Below are 18,289 nucleotides of genomic sequence, written 5' to 3' on the forward strand. Positions count from 1 at the left end.
CTCTGGCAAATGTTTCAATCCATGGGACAACTTTTTTGCACGAGTAGACAGCATAGAGGAAAAATTGCAAAAACGTCGAATTGCTGTTTATGTATAGATGAAAAAGTGGAGGTGTGTCTGGTGGAATTGAACATGCCAACGTTTTATAATTTCGCGGCCCAAGTGGATGAGTGGGCTGTCAAACATCCGGACAAGCGTGCGGTGTGGGAGCTGGACGAGCAGGGACAAGAGCAGATCCTGACGTACGAGGAGCTGCGCCGCTTTTCCAATCGAATCGCAAACGGACTTGGCTCCATCGGCATCGAACGGGGGGACAGGGTCTTGGTGCTTGTTTCCCGGGGCACGACGGCCTACGGGCTGTACCTGGCATTGCTCAAGCTGGGCGCGGTCATCATGCCGGGCTCCGAGATGCTCCGCCAAAAAGACATCGAATACCGGGTTAACCATGCCAAGGCAAAGGCTGTCATCGGTTTCGACGGGGTGCTGGCAGAGGTGGATCCGATCCGGGGGCAATGTGCGTCTCTCAAGCACTTTGTGACCATCGGTGAAAGCAAGGAGGGCTGGATCAGTCTCGATCACCTGCTGCAACACCAGGATGAGGAGTTCGAATGCGCGCAGACACGCTCCGATGAGCTCGCTTTCCTTTCCTATACCTCTGGTACGACGGGTGGTCCCAAAGGAGTCATGCACGTGCACGGTTGGCCCTTTGCTCATTTGGCTGTTGCGGCCAAGCAATGGCTGGATGTGCGGGAAGAGGACACGGTTTGGGCGACGGCAGGTCCCGGCTGGGCGAAATGGATCTGGAGCCCGTTTGTCTCGACGCTCGGGATGGGAGCGACAGCCTTCGTTTACAAAGGGCGTTTCGGTGCTGAGACGTACCTGAACTTGTTACAGAAGTATCCGATCTCTGTCTTGTGTGCGACGCCAACTGAGTACAGGCTGATGGCCAAGGTATCCGATCTGGAATCGTATCAGCTGCAGGCCCTTCGCTCTGCCTGTTCGGCGGGTGAGCCGCTCAACCGGGAAGTCATCGATACCTTCCGCCGCGTCTTCCAGTTGACGGTGCGCGATGGCTACGGACAGACGGAAAACACCTTGATTGTGGGGACCTTCGTCGGCATGGAGCCCAAGCCCGGTTCCATGGGGCGCCCCTCTCCAGTGGCCAGGATCGCCATTGTGGACGAGGAAGGAATGGAAGTGCAGACCGGACAAGTCGGGGATATCGCAATCGATCGCAACATGGTTGCGTTGTTCAAAGGGTATTTGGATGATCCGGAGCGTACGGCAAAAGCGTTCCGGGGAGAATGGTACATCACGGGCGACCAGGGACGGATGGATGAAGACGGTTACATTTGGTTTGAAGGGCGATCGGATGACATCATCATCTCCGGTGGCTACACGATCGGTCCTTTCGAAGTGGAGGACGCGCTAGTCAAGCATCCGGCAGTAGCCGAGTGCGCCGCAGTCGCGAGTCCCGACCCAGAGCGGGGCAACATCGTGAAAGCCTTTGTCATTCTGAAGAAAGGCGTCACGCCGTCGGATGAGCTGATCGCGCAGCTGCAAGAACACGTGAAGACGTTGACGGCTCCCTACAAGTACCCGCGCAAAATCGAATTTGTCGAGGAGCTGCCGAAGACGACATCCGGCAAGATCAGGCGGATTGAGCTGCGGCAGATGGAAAGAGATCGTTTGCGCTCGTAAGTCGCAGTCTTACGGAAATGTAAGGTTGGCGTAAGTGTATTCGATGGGAACATACGAGCATTTCCCCTACAATGAAAAACAGAAGCAAGGCAGGGGGAGTGCAGCATGAGTCATTACACCGTCACGGCTGGAAGCAAGAGCGATTCCTTTATGGGGACGACTCGCGTAGCCAGCGTCAAACATACACCGAACCGACCGTGGAAACGATACCTCCTGTCCAGCGTCATCCTGACGATCCTGGTGGCTGTTCTGTCACCCGTCATGCTGGCCTGGGCAGGGAATATATGGATCGACCAAAAAAAGCTGGACCACGTGGAACAACTCGCGACCGGCAGCTACGTCAAGCTCGATGAGATGCCGGACTACGTGTGGCAATCCTTTGTTTCCGTGGAGGACCATCGCTTCATGACCCACCCGGGAGTCGACTATTACTCGTTGGCCCGAGCTGTCTGGGCCGATCTGCAGGCAGGGGCCTACGTCCAGGGAGGGAGCACGATTACGATGCAGCTGGCGCGCAACCTGTTTTTGACGCAAGACAAGACCTTGCTGCGCAAAGCGAAAGAAATTGCCATCGCCTTTCAGTTGGAACAGCGGTACAGCAAAGAGCAGTTGATGGAAATGTATCTGAACGTGATTTACTTCGGGCACGGCTGCTACGGGATTGACGCTGCTTCCCAGCTGTACTTCGGGAAAAAGGGGAATGGCAAAGGGGCCGAGGCCATTTCCCTGGGGGAAGCAGCGATGCTCGCTTCGCTTCCCAAGTCCCCGGCAGCGTACTCGCCACTCAAGCACTGGCAGGAGGCCAAACAGCGCCAAGCCGTCGTGCTTGGGCAGATGGTCGAGCAGGGAGTGATTACAAAGGAACAAATGCGTCAGGCCCAAACCGAAGCCATCGCGAAGAAGCCTGCACGTACACCGGCGTCGTAGACCATATGGCGCCGAAATAGGAAGGAGCTCCTCTGTCTGCAGGCAGGGGAGTTTTTCTGCTATTTGGATGGGGGCTGCCCAAACAGCGAAAGTCCGGGCAGCTTTCCCTATGCAGAGCTATGTCGTTCGGTTGACGGCTTTGCTCAAGGCGTCTTCAAGGACGTGGGCGTACTGCATGGTCGTCTCGATCTTCGAGTGGCCGAGCTGTGCCTGCAGCTGGTGCGGGTCCGGATTCAGACGCAAAAACTGGGTTGCGAAGCTGTGGCGCAGCTTATGTACCGACAGATCCGGAATGCCAAAGGCCTTTGCGTATTTTTTGACGAGCTTTTGCACGGACCGGACCTCGATCCTGTGACCGTTCGGATTGGTGGGAGAAACGGCCAGAAACACCGCATTCTCCTGGGGAGAAGGGCGGTATTTGTCTCGGGCTTGCAGATAGCGGATCAAATACTCTTTGCCCCAATCGCTGAAAAAAGGCGCATCTTCCTTTTTTCCTTTACGGATCAGCTTCAGCTGGTTTTTTTCCATCACGATGTCGCTCAAATCCAGGCTGACGATTTCCGAAACCCGAAAGCCCCCGGACAAGATCAGGGCGACGATGGCCGTATCGCGATCGCGGTTCTGCATATGATACTGCTGCTTTTTGGCGGTTTGGCAGTGCGCCAGATACCCGTTGTAGATGAAATCGACAAATTCATAGATTTCTTCGTCAATCAATATTTTGGCCCGAATGGCGTGAGCGCGGGCAAGCGGAGTCAGCTCCGTTGTCTCCACCTCAATTTTGGCCATAACGTTGCGATTCAGGTAGGATTCGCCGTTCTCATCCTCTGCCAAAGCGGATAAATAATGAAACAACGACTTCAGGCTGGAGATTTTTCGGCTGATCGTGCGGTCGCTGTATTCTTTGCGCGAGCTTCTGGTCGGGCGGGTGAGCAAAGCCGACCGCTCATACAAATGAGATTCCTGGAGATAGAGGATGTAGCTTTCCACCGTTTCTTTCTTCAGCTCATTCAGGTCTGCGAGGGGGATGTCTTTCATGTCGGTTGCACGTGTCAATCCCTCCGTCATCATCCAGCGAAAGAAAAAAGCGATATCACGCAAGTAGGCGAGCAGCGTGGAGGGGGAATTTTTTTTCGTCTTCTTGTGTTCGATGAACTTTTCAATATACCAAGGATAGGCGCCGATGGATTGCAAAAGCTGCAGGGCGTCTCGCTGTTTCGTCACGGACATGCTACCACCACCATTCTCGATGAATTGGATACGAACATATATTCTAGCAAAAACAAAACCGTCTGGGAATGAAAAATTACCATCTAGACAATCATCCCGACGGCAGGTATAGTTAGAAGGTACATAAAACGTAACGATTCCGTTTCATAAAAGGAAGGAGAAAGCGAATGGCGACTTGGGATTTGACTCAAACCAGGCACCATGTTTTGCTGTGCAATGGAGGAAGCTGCACACGCAAGGGAGGGGAAGAGCTGACGACAGCGATCCGTGATGCGATTACGGAAGCAGGATTGGATGATGTGGTTCATACGACCCGCACTCGCTGCAACGGGCGATGCGAGGATGCTTGTGTCATGATCGTCTACCCGGAGGGGATCTGGTACCAGAACGTCACCCCGGATGACGCAAAGCGCATCGTGGAGCAACACTTTCAAAATGGAGATCCGGTCGCTTCGCTGATTTCCCATCACTATTCGGACAGAAGCTTTGTTCGAGACGAAAAAGCGGTACCCGGTATCTTGAAGTCAGAAAAGAACAAGAAGTAAGTCAAAACCGCGCTTTAGCTGCCACAGCTGGAGGGTGGTTTTTTTTATGGGGAAAGGCGATGCGTGCGTGTCAGGAGGGAGTACAGCCAAGTTTTCGAATGTCTAAGATGGTGGGAAACGGAGAAATTATGATGGATAGACCAAAGAACATGCTTGAAAGCGCTATCTTTTGTGTCTTTGTGATATGGACATTTCAAGAAAACGATGGTATTCTGATGAGGAGTAAGGTTGATATTATGCGATTTTTCTAAAAGAGATTTAGTCCGTGTGGTATGAACACTTGTATTCGTGGAATTTACTTCCGGCGTTCGCAGGTGTCCAGACCTACGACTGACTGTTGGAGGGATTCGACTTGTCGAGCAAAACATTGGAAGCTTTCTTGCACGAAAACCTGGAAGACCTGAAAAGCAAAGGGTTGTACAATGTGATCGACCCGCTGCAAAGCGCAAATGGCCCGGTTATCACCATTTCCGGAAAGGAACTGATAAACCTGTCCTCCAATAACTACCTGGGACTCGCGACAGACCAACGCCTGATCGATGCAGCGATGGCTGCCGCCCAGAAGTACGGGGTAGGGGCAGGAGCGGTTCGTACCATCAACGGTACGCTGGAGCTCCATGTGCAGCTGGAAGAAAAGCTCGCAGCGTTCAAGCATACCGAAGCGGCAATCGCTTACCAGTCCGGTTTCAACTGCAACATGGCAGCGATCTCCGCTGTCATGGACAAGGACGATGCGATCCTGTCCGACGAGCTGAATCACGCTTCGATCATTGACGGCTGCCGCCTGTCTCGGGCACAGATCATTCGGGTGAATCATTCGGATATCGACGATCTTCGGGCGAAGGCCAAGGAAGCGAAAGAATCCGGCAAGTATAAAAAAGTGATGGTCATTACAGACGGCGTCTTCTCCATGGACGGCGACATCGCCAAGCTCCCGGAAATCGTGGAGGTCGCAGAGGAGTTCGACCTGATTACGTACGTGGATGACGCTCACGGCTCTGGTGTGCTCGGGAAAGGGGCAGGTACGGTCAAGCACTTTGGATTGTCGGACAAAATCGACTTCCAGATCGGCACGCTCTCCAAAGCCATTGGAGTCGTAGGCGGATACGTAGCGGGCAGAAAGGACCTGATCGACTGGCTCAAGGTCCGCAGCCGTCCTTTCCTGTTCTCGACTGCGCTGACGCCGGCAGACGTCGCTGCTTCTATCACCGCGATCGATATATTGCAAAACAGCACAGAACTCCATGACAAGCTGTGGGACAACGGCAATTACCTGAAGAAGGGCCTCAAGCAGCTCGGATTCGATATCGGCAACAGCGAAACCCCGATCACGCCTTGCATTATCGGAGACGAAAAACAGACGCAGGAATTCAGCAAACGACTGTATGAAGCTGGCGTTTACGCCAAAGCGATCGTCTTTCCGACGGTACCAAAAGGAACGGGACGCGTACGAAACATGCCAACCGCAGCCCATACCAAAGAAATGCTGGATCGCGCCCTTGGCATCTATGAAAAAGTTGGGAAAGAAATGGGGATCTTGAAATGAAAAAGATTTTCGTCACCGGAGCATTGGGACAAATCGGGTCAGAGCTCGTCATGAAACTGCGTGAAGTCTACGGAGCGGACCAAGTCATCGCATCAGATATCCGAAAGAAAGACGATGATCAGGTGGTGAAGTCTGGCCCCTTTGAAATTCTCGACGTCACGGACGGCAAGCGGATGTTTGAACTGGCCAAGTCTCATCAGGTCGACACAATCATTCATTTGGCTGCACTGCTGTCGGCGACGGCGGAAGCAAAGCCGCTTTTGGCATGGAACCTGAACATGGGCGGGCTGGTCAATGCGCTTGAAGCAGCGCGGGAGCTGAACTGCCAGTTTTTCACTCCCAGCTCGATCGGAGCATTCGGGCCATCGACGCCGAAAAACAACACCCCGCAAGACACCATCCAACGGCCGACGACCATGTACGGTGTCAATAAAGTGTCGGGCGAATTGCTGTGCGATTACTACTACCAAAAGTTTGGGGTGGATACGCGTGGGGTGCGCTTCCCCGGCCTGATTTCCTATGTAGCCCCTCCAGGAGGCGGAACAACCGACTACGCCGTCGAAATTTACTACAAGGCGATCCAGGAAGGTGCTTATACCTCCTACATCGCAAAAGACACTTACATGGACATGATGTATATGCCGGATGCCTTGAATGCGATCATCTCCCTGATGGAAGCGGACGGCACGAAGCTGAAGCATCGCAATGCGTTCAACGTGACGGCCATGAGCATTGAACCGGAGCAAGTGGCAGCAGCTATCCGCAAGCACATCCCGGACTTCAAGCTCTCCTACCAGGTAGACCCTGTGCGCCAGGCGATCGCGGACAGCTGGCCGAACTCCATCGATGCGACGGCGGCCAAAGAAGAGTGGGGCTTTACCGCCGAGTACGATTTGGATAAGATGACGGAAGACATGCTCGCGAAATTGCGTCGAAAGCTGCTGCAAAAAGTGGGATAAAAGAAGTGTTGAAAAGACTGCCATGGCGGAAAAATTCCCAGGCAGTCTTTTTTTATCGCTGGGCAATCTGGCTGTTGGAAGGAGAAGGGAAATATGGTAGAATGATTGGCGAACGGTTGTTCTGAGCGGACGTGTTCTCTACTATCAGGCGTTCGTCAGGAAAAGTTGAGTAAAAGGCAGGTGCAGCCATGGACAATGATCGGTACGCCGAGATCGATGCGGTGATCGAATTTATTCACCGGCATATCGACGAACCACTTCCCCTTTCTCGTCTGGCTTCGTATGTCGCATACAGCCCCTATCATTTTACCCGCATTTTTAAAGAGAGAATGGGGTTGCCCCCGCTCTATTACGTTTCCTCTCTGCGCCTGCAAAAAGCGAAAGACTTGCTTTTGAAAACCAACATGAGCATCCGCGATATCGGATTGGAAATTGGGCAGCAAAGCCTGGGCACGTTTTCTACCCGATTCACCGAACGGGTAGGGGTGACTCCTTCGGTTTTTCGCTATTCCGCCCAAGCGGCTGACACAGACTTTCAAACTCTGCGAAAGATTGGCGACTGGAACCTGGAAAAACTGCCTACCCCACGGAAATTTTCCGTGACCGGGACCGTTCATGCCGAGCTCCCGTTTGACGGTGTCGTCTTGGTCGGCCTGTTCGCCAAGCCGATTCCGGAAGGGTTGCCGCTGTATGGGACCGTAATCCGTTCTTCGGCAGGACATTTTTCCCTGAGAGATATCAGGCCGGGGACGTATTACCTGATGGCAACTTCCGTCCATTGGGAGATGGATGCCAAGGAAATCCTGCTCCCGAACTCGACGCTCCGCACCCGTTCCAGACAGCCTATCATCGTCACTCCAGATTCGGTGGTTCCCCATCAAGACGTCAGGCTCTACCCGCCCCGCCCCGACGATCCACCTATCCTCATCTCGCTGCCGCTGCTCATGAACCACTTCCTGGCAAAGCATGAGGGCGCGGGCAACGGGGGAGGCAGGATCTAAGAGAATGGTCATGCAAAAGATCGGGCGGAAATCGGAAGGGGACCGATAGACGGGAAGACTCGACGCTCAACTCAGCAACTGACCGATGGCTAGTACAAAGATCAAGATGACGGAAAGGCTAAAGGACATCATCAGGGTGATCCCGATCCTCAGTGCGGTCAGCCAGTTGTTGATGGAAAATAGTCCGAGGAAGCTCAGGAAAAAGGCGGCAAGGGACAGACACAGGACGATCCAAAGGGGATGGACGCCTGTCCAATGAAAGATCGCTGTCTTTACCTGGGAAGAAAAGGCAGAAGATGCAAACAAGGCGAGGCAGAACAAGGTCAGGATGAATGACCATCGATTACAGTGACGGGCCAAAGGAAACACCTCTCATGTAACCAATTTGGGTGATGATGAACTAGGTCTGCAGTACGAAATCCTTGTTCTTATTTTATTTGGAAACATTTTCAAATTCAACAGTTTTCGACAGGGATGCCAATCTGGACATCATGCAATCCCAATCCAAATTAAAAGATGATTGCGAACGCTCCCGCAGGAATATCGGAGCTTTGTGCAATCATCTTTCTTTTTTGGGGGGCGCCTATAGTCTTTGCCGTACCTGTTTGAGGGTGATGGCATTGGTGATGGCGGTCCACATGTCATTCGATTCCGAACCGATGTACCAGTAGGCAAGACCGCCTACCTGCCGATTCAGGCTGGATTGAACTTTCAGGCTGATGGACCGGCTTTCTTCGAGCCAGATCGTATGGGTCGCCCCTTGCATCTGATAACGAGAGCGGTATTGCCCGATACCTCCATCCCATCCTGTATTTGCCTTGTATTGCGAGAGCCGTTGATACGACTCCGGAACGGTCAGATCGGTCGACTGCCATTGGCCGCCGGCTTGGTACCAGTCCCGAGTGTACAAGGGCATTCCGACGATGAGCTTTTGCGACGGGATGTCGTCCAGCACGCTTCCGATGACGTACTCGAACCACGGAATGGACGCAACCGATCCGGGCTGGGAGCTGCCTGCCCAGTGCTCCTCGTAGGCCATCAGCACGAGGTAGTCTGCGGAAGCGGACAATTTCGCAAAGTCAAACGGTTCGCTCCAATCCGTGCCGGTGTCGGGCGGAATGTCTACGGAAAGGACGGCCCCTTTGGCGTGCAAGGCGGTAGCAAGCTCTTTGATAAAAGCGGTAAAATTGTCCCGATCGGACGGATCGAAACCTTCGAAGTCGACATTGATCCCGTTCAGCTGATACTTGTCGACGAAAGAGCCCAGCTTTTGCACGACGGCAGTCCGCTTGGCCTTGTCGGACAGCATCGCATGCGTCGCGTCCGCGTCAAATTGATTGCCGAACAACGCCCATACTTTCTTTCCGTTATCCTTTGCCCACTTCACCAGGGAAGGGTCCGAATAATCAAGGATAGAGCCGTCTTTCTGCAAGAAGTACCAGCGAGGGGAGAGCGTGTTTACACTGGTCTTCTGTACCTGGGCGATAAACTCCTTTGTCGTAGATTGATACTGCCAGCCTAGTGAAACCAAAGGCTTTGCCGAAACAGTCTGTCCCTTTTGTTCATCCAGAATCCTCTTTAAAATGACAGCCGTCTCTTCGCGGGAGAGAGCTGCCGCCGGACGGAAATAGCCCTGGAAGCCGACCAGCCATTGTTTTTGCATGGCCGCGCTGACAGAGGTCCGCGCCCAGTCGGAAATGGCAGCCGCATCCTTGACGGACGGCTTGGACGAGGAGGACGTTTTCAGAGCAAGAGCTCTGACCAAAAAAGCAGCTGCTTCCTGACGGGAAATCGTCCGATTCGGCGAAAAAGCAGTCGCGCTCGTGCCGTTTGCCATGTTCAGGGAGACTGCCGCCTGGATGTATCCGTAAGCCCACGAGGATTTGGGCACATCCGCGAAGACAGGAACGGTGCCAGCGACTGGCTTGATCCCGAGAGTCCGGTCGAGCATGGAGACAAATTCTGCACGGGTGACAGGGCTTTTGGGGTGAAAATACCCGTTTTCGTCACCGGAAACGATACCGGCCGCATACAGGGATCGGATTTGTGAGGCTGCATAACTGCCTGCAATATCGCGCAGGCTATTCGTTGACGCCGCGGAAGAAGGCACGCCGACGGCCAACGTGAAGCCATACGTCAAAAACGCGAGTGATACCAGCCAAATATGTAAGAGTGGTTTTTTCTTCATATCTCCAGTATAAGGAGAGGCAACCGGCGTTTCATTGGTGATTTATTGGCAGTTCAAAGGCATTTGAACCTGGGGCCGACTCTTTGGAACCCTTGGAGATATGGTATGATAGGGAAGAAACATGGAATAGAGAGAAGAAGTGAGGCGGGAGAGATATGGAAGACGTACTGATTGTGGGTGCTGGGCCATGCGGGCTCGCGGCAGCAATCGCGTGCAAGCGCGCGGGGTTGAACCCGATCAATATAGAAAAAGGGTCACTGGTCCACTCCATATACAGATATCCGACGTACATGATTTTCCACAGCACAGCGGAGCGGTTGGAAATTGGCGACATTCCGTTCCCTACACCAAACGAGAAACCGACCCGTCAGGAAGCACTCCAATACTACCGGCTGGTGGCGGCGCGTGAACAGCTGCGCATTCGCAGCTTTGAGACGGTGACCGGGACGAAGCCGATGGAAGACGGCGGATTCCGGGTGACGACTTCGGACCGTTTTGGAGACGCGCATACGTATGAAACCAGGAATCTCATTATTGCGACGGGCTATTTTGACAATCCGAATCGGTTGAATATCCCGGGGGAGGACCTCCCCAAAGTCTCTTCCTTTTACAAGGAGGCACACCCGTATGCGGGGCTGAAAGTGGCCATCGTAGGCGGCAACAACTCTGCGGTGGACGCGTCTATGGAGCTCGAGCGGGCAGGGGCGGAAGTGACGGTCATCTACCGGCGGAACGAATTGTCCGAAAAGGTGAAGGCCTGGACGCGCCCCGTGTTTGAAAGCCTGGTCGAAAAAGGGCGGATCCGCATGATGTTCGGCTCTGTTGTGGAATCGATCGGGGAGAAGACGATCCGGGTAAGGACAGGAGAACAGACCGTAGAGCTGGAAAACGATCACGTCTTTACATTGATCGGGTACCGGCCGGATCGCACTTTATTGGAATCGCTCGGGGTGGAAATGGATCACCAGACCGGTAGCCCGCAGCATCATCCGGAGACGATGGAAACCAACGTACCTGGGGTGTATATTGCCGGTGTTATCGCGGCAGGTCACCGTGCAAACGCCATCTTTATCGAAAACGGCCGCTTCCACGGCGACCTGATCGCCCGTCACATCACGTCACGTCACGGCTGGCTCGTTAGCCGGACTACATCTTCCACTCGAGCTGCTTGCCCCCGATCAGGTGGTAGTGCAGGTGGAAGACGGTTTGTTGGCCGTGTTGGCCGATGTTGGTGATCACACGGAAGCCGGAATCCTTGACGTCCATCGTTTTCGCAACGTTTTGCAGGGCGAGGTGGAGATGCCCGATCAACTCCTTGTCCTCCGGAGCGATTGCCAGCAGAGAAGAAATGTGTTTTTTCGGGATCATCAAAACGTGTACGGGAGCAATCGGGTTGATGTCATGAAAAGCTACGACATGCTCATCCTCGTACACTTTTTTCGATGGGATTTCATTGTTGACGATTTTGCAAAAGAGACAGTCCATCCAACTCGACATCCTTTCCTGAAGAAAATAAGGGTAAAAGCCTACTTCGTCATGCGAGTAGGCTTTCCCTTTTCATGATGGCCACGTTTTTTATCCCGCAATCTGTCTGTACGTCCAGAAATAAAGAAACAGAATGACGATTCCAAAGCCGATCGCGTACGACGGTTTCACCCAGTTGGTCAGCACATAGCAGGATGCGATGAACAAGACGAGTCCTATGGCGCCGAGGATTCCGCTCTTTTGGGCAAGGTGGAACTCCTGAGCGTTCATATATTTGATCTGGAGCATCATGTTCAAGAGAGTGATGATGGGCAATGTCGTGATAATGCCGGAAAGGAAAATATTTTTGGTCTTGCTGAAGTAGGTAGCCAATACGACGATAGCGCCACCCATTATAAATTTGATCAAATAATCGAGCATGAAAAAGCCTCCCGGTACTGTACAGGAAATCGAGTTGGGTCTACCAACTTGTCCATTATACATCCGGGAGTCTCGAAAAAGTAGAGATATGTTCACTGCTACTAAAATCAAAGAAATCGGGATGGTTCGAGGAAAACGGGTTACGGGGTAGGCATTTTGCTGGCATCCATGTACAGCACGTTCCACCGATGTCCGTCCAGATCGGCGAACCCCGCACCGTACATCCAGCCTTGGTCTTTTGGCTTGCTGAAAATAGTTCCGCCTGCCTCTACCACTTTTTCCAACAATTCATCCACTTCCTCTTTGCTCTGCGCATCGATGGAAAAGAGAACCTGGCTGCCATTTGTCAAATCCGGGATCTCCGTGCCGGTAAATTGCTTGAAAGCAGCTTCCGGAAAGAGCATCAAGACTACTTGCTTCTCCCCGATGTACAGGCTCGCTTGATTGTCGCTGTCTCCAAATCGAGGATTGGGTGCGAAGCCGATACGGGTAAAAAAGGCTTTGGATTTCTGTACGTCCTTCACGGGTAGATTGAACCAAAATTCCTTCGTCATAGGACTCATCTCCTTTGCTACTTTCTTTTCATGATCTTCGTGAAGGATTCTCCCTTTCCCTTTCCTGTCCCCATTTTTTGTGTGATTTTTGCCGTTGACTCTCCTCTAGGGGGAGCCCTTACGCTAGGTTTCAGGAGGTGATGACAAGTGCTGTACACGGTAAAGGAAGTTTCGACGCTGTCCAATGTCACGATCAAGACGCTGCATCACTACCATAAAATCGGACTTCTCTTGCCGCGGCAGATCAGCGAGTCCGGCTATCGGCTGTACGGGCAGCAGGAGCTGGAAAAATTGCAGGAAATCTTGTTTTACCGGGAGCTGGACCTCTCTTTGGAGCAAATCAAACGGCTGCTGGAGAGAGAGGTGGACCGCCCCAAAATTTTGGTCGAGCAACAGGCAATGCTCCGGCAAAAGGCACGCAGGCTGGAGAGGGTGATGAAGACGCTGGAACAATCTATTCAAGCAATGGAGGCAGGAGTAACGATGGATCAAAAAGAGATGTTTGCAGGTTTTGCGAGCGAGAAAGAGTGGAGGGAAGCCCTCCGGGAGCAAAGAGATTATTTGCAGGAGACGTATCAGGTCGACCTCGATACACGTGAAATCGATGTGACAAGGATGAACGAACAGGCCCAGGAAGCCGTAGCGTTTATGACGGAAATGGCGAATGCGCTGAAGTCCGGGGTCAAGCATTCGGATAAACGGGTGCACGAAGCCATCCGCCGCCATCTGGAGTTTCTCGGAAAGCACGGACATGCTGTGACGCCACGCGGCTTTGCCGACCAGACGCGGTTCTTCCTGCAGGATGACTTTCATTTGCAGATGCTGGAAGGGCAGCAGACCGGTTTGGCTTATTATTTGTCCGCCGCAGCTGAGTCGTTCGCCTCAGCGTAGGACCTCGAGAATGCAACACGAGTTTTGCCGCAACAAGAAGAACAGCCCTGGCGCACATTCGCTGCCAGGGCTCAACTCATTCAGGGACCCGCGTCGGACTTCACGGTAAACACCTTTTGCAAAAAACGCAGGACCTCCCTCCACGAATGCTCGCTGGCGTAGGCGTTGTTTTTGGCCGTGCCGCCGTTGAGCCGCGTCCTTGTGGTGGGGATGTACGGGAAGCGGATCATGTGTCCCGTATCGGGATAGCGCAGATGAACGACTTCATGCGGGAACCCTTTTTCCTGCAAGCGGGCGACGATGCGCTCGCAATGCTCGGCAGCCGGCCACCAGTGGTCATCATCCGACGAGAGCAAAAGGATCGGTCCATTGATTCGCTCCACGGATATCGTTGCCTCTTCCAGCCATTTGCAGTCTTTCCATGACTGGGCGTGCAAATGGTCAATTCGCTGCCCGGATTCGAGGCGCGCCTTGGCTTCTTTGGACTGCTCTTCGGTCCAGGGCACGAACGGCAGCGGCTCTCCGCGGAACGACCAGGAGGATTGTGGTGAAAACAAGTCGGATCCAGGACGTTCGCGATCGGTTCCGATACAGACCGTCGAGCTGGGGCTCGACGCAATGACTGCCCGTACCTCTGGATCGATCGAGCCGATGACGAGGGCCAGTTCAGCGCCTTTCGAACGGCCGAAAACGGCGATGCTCTCGGATTGGACGTGCCGCTGGCGCTTTAGCCAGGAGATGGCCTGTTGTATGTACTCCAAAGGAATCCGGCTCAGATCGTCGGGGAGATCGTCGCACTGAAAGTAAGCCAAGGCGAGGGCAGGGTAGCCGTGAGACGCGAACAACGCGGCGAATTGGGAGCACGATCCGATCCCGCCTTCGCTTCCTCCCAATACGAGGATGGCTGGCCGAGGCTCAGCTTGTGGATCATGGAAATACAGACCGACGAGCCCGTCATCTCGAATTTTCTCAATCGCAATGGTCGGAGAGACAAAGATGCGGGTAACGGCTGCTTTTGCAACCGGTTGGCCGTTGACTTCAGCGGTCAAATGGATGTCGGTAGAGCGAGGAGCGAACTCGAAGGTATCGAGGGAGTTGGGGCTGAAAAACCGAAGGGTCTGGACGTGCATCGACCAAAACAATCCCATCGGGTCGATTCCTTCGTACGTCCCGAACAGAGGCGCCTGGGATACGAGGTCGACGTTTCCTTCCGCATCTGCCTGAAAAATGGCATGGGAAGATGCCGTCATTTCTCCGCCGGGCAGACCGTCAGTCAGGGTCGCGTGCAATGTGATCAACTGATGCGGCGCAAAGCCGCTCAAGGTAATGTGGACTGGGACGTCCAGCATGGCAACGGGTGGCGTGACTTCAATCAGTGGCTGCATCATGGCAGACAACACTCCCTTATTCCATTCATGGAAAATGCGGACAAGACCATTATAGTAGACTGGGGAAAACGAGCGGAAGATAGGATGTGACAGTTCCGGGAACTTGACTTCGTGCAAGAGGTGTAACTATAATCATTACAACGAAAGGGTGACGAACATGAAAATCAGCAGCCGTTTTTCTGTCGCAGTCCACATCCTGTCGCTGCTTTCCATCGAGACGACGGCGCACTGTACGTCAGAATGGATCGCGGGCAGTGTCAATACCAATCCGGTGATCATCCGCCGTGTCCTGGGCCAGCTGAAAAAGGCCGGGATGGTTCAGGTCCGTTCGGGGACGGGAGGGGCATCACTCACGAAAGAGCTGAACGAGATTACGCTGCTCGATGTGTACCGGGCAGTCGATGTCGTGGAGGAAGGCCGCCTATTCCACATACACGAGCAGCCGAATCCGGAATGTCCGGTCGGAGCGAATATCCAGTTTGTGCTGGAACTCATATTGACCCGTGCCCAAAACGCGATGGAAGACATCCTGGGCAGCGTGACATTGGAGCAGCTCGTCTCCGATTTGCGGCTGCAGATGGTGCAAAACGGGTAACAGTCAGCTTCCCACGGAAGGGATCGACTCCGCCATGTCGTATGTTAGTAAAGGGGAGTGATTCCATCGGAACGGGGGCTGATTTTCGTGATGGTACCTGACATGATACAGCCGATCCACACCTACCTTCGTCCGACTGATACCTTGGAGGATGCCGCTCGCGTGATGCTGGAGACGCGCTTTGACGTCTTGCCCGTGGGTGATGAGCACGGACGTCTGGTAGGTGTTTTTTCGCGCACCTCTCTCTATCGCATGATCCTGGAAAAAGTTCCGTCGCATTCTTCGATTGCCCGGTATGTCAAAGCGGAAGCCGTGACGACGCAGCTGGAGCGGCTGGATCAGCTCACGTTTGAGGAGCTGGAGCGGGTAATTCAAAACAGCCAGGTCGGCTCCAGCATCATCATTGACAGCGAGCGAAGAATCATCGGGGTGTTGACCAAATCCCGTGTGGTCAATGCGCTGGTCGAATCGAAAAACGATTTGCGGGAGCAGCTGGAGGCGATCTTGCAATCAGCCAAGCGGGAGGCTGAGCCAAGGGGCGAGGGTTCCTTGCTTGCGGATAAAGCTGCTGCGGCACAGGTCCATCAGGCTACGTACCACTGGGAGCACATCCTTACGCGGGACAAGGGGATGAAGCAGCTGATCGTCGCCGCGCAAAAAGCGGCCCGCCGAGACACGACGATCCTGTTGCGAGGGGAAAGCGGAACCGGAAAAGAGCTGTTTGCCCATGCTCTCCACCATACCAGCAAACGCGCCAAAGGACCGTTCGTGACGATCAACTGCGCATCGGTGCCGGAGCACTTGCTGGAAGCGGAATTTTTCGGGTATGAAACCGGCGCGTTCACAGGCGCGGACCGGGCGGGAAGAATGGGCAAGCTGGAGCTGGCCCATGGCGGCACCCTGTTTCTCGACGAGATCGGCGACATGGCCTTGCACCTTCAGGCAAAGCTCTTGCGGGTCATCGAAGGAAAAGAGTTCTACCGAGTCGGGGGGACGAAGCCGATTCGTGCCGATGTTCGCATCATTTCTGCGACGAATGCGCCGCTGGAAGAGATGATTTCCCAAAAAACGTTTCGCGAAGAGCTGTACTACCGTCTCCAGGTCGTCACTTTGTCTATTCCTCCGCTCCGGGCCCGGGCAGGGGACATCCTTTTGCTGGCCAACGCTTTCATCAAGCAGCTCAATCCCATTCTCGAGACTGCGGTCACCGGGATCGAGGAGTCTGTGCAAAAGGTGCTGTACCAGTATGAGTGGCCAGGGAATATCCGCCAGCTTCGCAACGTTATCGAAAGAGGGATGATCATGGCGGAAATGGGGAAGATCTCATTTGCCGACCTGCCGGACGATCTGCTGGGCAAGGCTCGGGACATCCATGGAAAGAAGGTGCTGCAGGTGGCGGAAAAGACGGAGCTGGAGCGGGCTCTGCGCGAGACCGACGGAAACAAGGCGAAGGCGGCCCGTTTGCTCGGGATCAGCAGGTCTGCCTTTTACGAAAAATTGAAAAAATTAAAGCTGTAATCTGTCCGGGAAGCCGGACAGTTTTTTGTTGTCGTTTACAGGAACGGACAGTTTTGCTGCCCAAACCCCTTTTGGCGCGAGCTGAGTATTTGGCAGCAAAATTGCAATACACAAGAGGTGCAGACCATAGACTTATTCCAAAGGACGACGCAACCAAACAGGAAAAGGGAGCTGATCAAATGGTACGTGAGGCTGTGATTGTTGAGGCGGTGCGCACCCCGATCGGGAGACGTGGCGGAGTACTGAGCCAAACCAGACCGGATGAGCTTGCAGCGGAGGTGTTGCGGGAGGTGGTGAACCGCAGCGGGATATCTGCTGAGCTGGTGGAAGACGTCATCTTGGGCTGCGTGTCCCAGGTGAGCGAGCAGGCGGGGGACATCGCCCGCGTCGCTGCGTTGATCGCCGGCTTTCCGATCGAAGTGCCGGGGACGACGATCGACCGGCAATGCGGATCCAGTCAGCAAGCGGTTCACTTTGCTGCGCAGGCGATTTTGAGCGGCGACATGGACGTGGTGATCGCAGGAGGGGTCGAGAGCATGAGCCGTGTGCCGATGGGCTCCACCAGCCAGGGAGCAAAGCGCAGCGAAAAGCTCACCTCCCGATTTGAGCTGATCAATCAGGGACTGTCAGCGGAGCGCATCGCCCAGAAGTGGGGCTTTTCGCGCAGCCAGTTGGACGAATACGCAGCCGAGAGTCACTTGCGGGCATTGCGGGCGCAGGAAGAAGGAAGATTCGAGAGAGAGATCATGCCGCTCACGGTGACGCTTCCAGATGGCTCCCGGGGGCGAGTCTTCCAGGATGAAGGGCCGCGCAAAGGCTCGACTGTGGAAAAGCTGGGGACGCTAAGGCCGTCCTTTCAGGAAGATGGGCGGATCCACGCGGGCAATGCCAGCCAAATCAGCGACGGAGCTGCCGCGATCCTGCTCATGTCCCGGGAAAAAGCGGAAAGCTTGGGCGTAAGGCCCCGCGCGCGCATCGTAGCCAGATCGGTGGTAGGCTCGGATCCAACGCTCATGCTGACAGGTCCGATCGCTGCCACAGAGAAAGTGCTCCGGAAGGCTGGACTGACTCTCGCAGACATGGACCTGTACGAAGTGAATGAAGCATTCGCGCCGGTTCCCCTTTGCTGGATGACCGAGCTGGGCGCTGATCCTGACAAACTGAATCCAAACGGAGGAGCAATTGCGCTGGGACATCCGCTCGGTGCGAGCGGAGCGCGGGTGATGGTGACGCTTCTGCACGAGCTGGAGCGCACGGGCAAACGGTACGGATTACAGGCGATTTGCGAAGGCCTCGGCATGGCGAACGCCACGATCATCGAACGGCTCGACTAAGGGGTGA

18 protein-coding genes are annotated in these 18,289 nt (G+C 54.2%); 11 read left to right on the forward strand and 7 right to left on the reverse strand.

Annotation, left to right across the window (positions count from 1 at the left end):
- Nucleotides 1-132 precede the first annotated feature (132 nt).
- Both RGB73_RS13990 and RGB73_RS13995 read left to right on the forward strand, forming a co-directional pair.
- Nucleotides 133-1,701: an acetate--CoA ligase gene (locus tag RGB73_RS13990; protein ID WP_310773035.1), complete on the forward strand. Its 1,569-nt coding sequence runs from the start codon at nucleotides 133-135 to the stop codon at nucleotides 1,699-1,701.
- A 105-nt stretch (nucleotides 1,702-1,806) separates the two neighbouring features.
- A complete protein-coding gene (locus tag RGB73_RS13995; protein ID WP_310773037.1) occupies nucleotides 1,807-2,628 on the forward strand; it encodes a transglycosylase domain-containing protein in 822 nt (273 codons plus the stop codon).
- A gap of 117 nt (nucleotides 2,629-2,745) precedes the next feature.
- Here RGB73_RS13995 and xerS read toward each other — a convergent pair whose 3' ends face one another.
- Nucleotides 2,746-3,858, reverse strand: coding sequence for a tyrosine recombinase XerS (xerS, locus tag RGB73_RS14000; protein WP_310773039.1), 1,113 nt, complete (start codon nucleotides 3,856-3,858; stop codon nucleotides 2,746-2,748).
- Nucleotides 3,859-4,025: 167 nt separating this feature from the next.
- Here xerS and RGB73_RS14005 point away from each other — a divergent pair, with 167 nt between their 5' ends.
- From RGB73_RS14005 to RGB73_RS14020, 4 genes are all read left to right on the forward strand, one after another.
- Nucleotides 4,026-4,403, forward strand: coding sequence for a (2Fe-2S) ferredoxin domain-containing protein (locus RGB73_RS14005; protein WP_310773041.1), 378 nt, complete (start codon nucleotides 4,026-4,028; stop codon nucleotides 4,401-4,403).
- Between the two features lie 352 nt (nucleotides 4,404-4,755).
- Nucleotides 4,756-5,949 (forward strand): glycine C-acetyltransferase, encoded by a 1,194-nt coding sequence (locus RGB73_RS14010; protein ID WP_310773043.1) that lies wholly within the window; start codon nucleotides 4,756-4,758, stop codon nucleotides 5,947-5,949.
- Nucleotides 5,946-6,908: an L-threonine 3-dehydrogenase gene (locus tag RGB73_RS14015; RefSeq protein ID WP_310773046.1), complete on the forward strand. Its 963-nt coding sequence runs from the start codon at nucleotides 5,946-5,948 to the stop codon at nucleotides 6,906-6,908. Before RGB73_RS14010 ends, RGB73_RS14015 begins: the two co-directional genes overlap by 4 nt.
- 188 nt (nucleotides 6,909-7,096) lie before the next feature.
- Nucleotides 7,097-7,909: a helix-turn-helix domain-containing protein gene (locus RGB73_RS14020; RefSeq protein ID WP_310773049.1), complete on the forward strand. Its 813-nt coding sequence runs from the start codon at nucleotides 7,097-7,099 to the stop codon at nucleotides 7,907-7,909.
- 66 nt (nucleotides 7,910-7,975) lie between these two features.
- On the opposite strand, the gene RGB73_RS14025 is transcribed toward RGB73_RS14020, so the two are convergent.
- Complete coding sequence (locus RGB73_RS14025) at nucleotides 7,976-8,269, reverse strand: hypothetical protein (protein ID WP_310773052.1); 294 nt, start codon at nucleotides 8,267-8,269, stop codon at nucleotides 7,976-7,978.
- Nucleotides 8,270-8,492: 223 nt separating this feature from the next.
- Nucleotides 8,493-10,097: a glycosyl hydrolase family 18 protein gene (locus RGB73_RS14030; protein WP_310773055.1), complete on the reverse strand. Its 1,605-nt coding sequence runs from the start codon at nucleotides 10,095-10,097 to the stop codon at nucleotides 8,493-8,495.
- A gap of 155 nt (nucleotides 10,098-10,252) precedes the next feature.
- Here RGB73_RS14030 and RGB73_RS14035 point away from each other — a divergent pair, with 155 nt between their 5' ends.
- Nucleotides 10,253-11,332, forward strand: coding sequence for a YpdA family putative bacillithiol disulfide reductase (locus RGB73_RS14035; protein WP_310773057.1), 1,080 nt, complete (start codon nucleotides 10,253-10,255; stop codon nucleotides 11,330-11,332).
- Here the strand turns inward: RGB73_RS14035 and RGB73_RS14040 are convergent.
- From RGB73_RS14040 to RGB73_RS14050, 3 genes are all read right to left on the reverse strand, one after another.
- Nucleotides 11,244-11,582: a histidine triad nucleotide-binding protein gene (locus tag RGB73_RS14040; RefSeq protein WP_310773060.1), complete on the reverse strand. Its 339-nt coding sequence runs from the start codon at nucleotides 11,580-11,582 to the stop codon at nucleotides 11,244-11,246. The genes RGB73_RS14035 and RGB73_RS14040 overlap by 89 nt on opposite strands.
- A 90-nt stretch (nucleotides 11,583-11,672) precedes the next feature.
- Nucleotides 11,673-12,002: a DUF3147 family protein gene (locus RGB73_RS14045; RefSeq protein WP_310773063.1), complete on the reverse strand. Its 330-nt coding sequence runs from the start codon at nucleotides 12,000-12,002 to the stop codon at nucleotides 11,673-11,675.
- Between the two features lie 140 nt (nucleotides 12,003-12,142).
- A complete protein-coding gene (locus tag RGB73_RS14050) occupies nucleotides 12,143-12,556 on the reverse strand; it encodes a VOC family protein (RefSeq protein ID WP_310773066.1) in 414 nt (137 codons plus the stop codon).
- Between the two features lie 147 nt (nucleotides 12,557-12,703).
- Here RGB73_RS14050 and RGB73_RS14055 point away from each other — a divergent pair, with 147 nt between their 5' ends.
- A complete protein-coding gene (locus tag RGB73_RS14055; protein ID WP_310773069.1) occupies nucleotides 12,704-13,447 on the forward strand; it encodes a MerR family transcriptional regulator in 744 nt (247 codons plus the stop codon).
- A gap of 80 nt (nucleotides 13,448-13,527) precedes the next feature.
- Here RGB73_RS14055 and RGB73_RS14060 read toward each other — a convergent pair whose 3' ends face one another.
- Entirely contained in the window at nucleotides 13,528-14,835 is a 1,308-nt protein-coding gene (locus tag RGB73_RS14060; protein WP_310773072.1) for an acyl-CoA thioesterase/bile acid-CoA:amino acid N-acyltransferase family protein, read from the reverse strand.
- A gap of 157 nt (nucleotides 14,836-14,992) precedes the next feature.
- On the opposite strand from RGB73_RS14060, the gene RGB73_RS14065 reads away from it, so the two are divergent.
- From RGB73_RS14065 to RGB73_RS14075, 3 genes are all read left to right on the forward strand, one after another.
- Nucleotides 14,993-15,430 carry an Rrf2 family transcriptional regulator gene (locus RGB73_RS14065; protein WP_310773076.1) on the forward strand — a complete coding sequence of 146 codons (438 nt, stop codon included), beginning with the start codon at nucleotides 14,993-14,995 and terminating at the stop codon, nucleotides 15,428-15,430.
- Between the two features lie 90 nt (nucleotides 15,431-15,520).
- Nucleotides 15,521-16,948 carry a sigma 54-interacting transcriptional regulator gene (locus RGB73_RS14070; protein ID WP_310774298.1) on the forward strand — a complete coding sequence of 476 codons (1,428 nt, stop codon included), beginning with the start codon at nucleotides 15,521-15,523 and terminating at the stop codon, nucleotides 16,946-16,948.
- A 179-nt stretch (nucleotides 16,949-17,127) separates the two neighbouring features.
- The gene (locus tag RGB73_RS14075) at nucleotides 17,128-18,282 is read left to right on the forward strand and encodes a thiolase family protein (protein ID WP_310773079.1); all 1,155 of its coding nucleotides are present in this window, start codon (nucleotides 17,128-17,130) and stop codon (nucleotides 18,280-18,282) included.
- Nucleotides 18,283-18,289: the final 7 nt, after the last annotated feature.

This window comes from Brevibacillus brevis, from assembly GCF_031583145.1.
Classification (GTDB): Bacteria; Bacillota; Bacilli; order Brevibacillales; family Brevibacillaceae; genus Brevibacillus; species Brevibacillus brevis_E.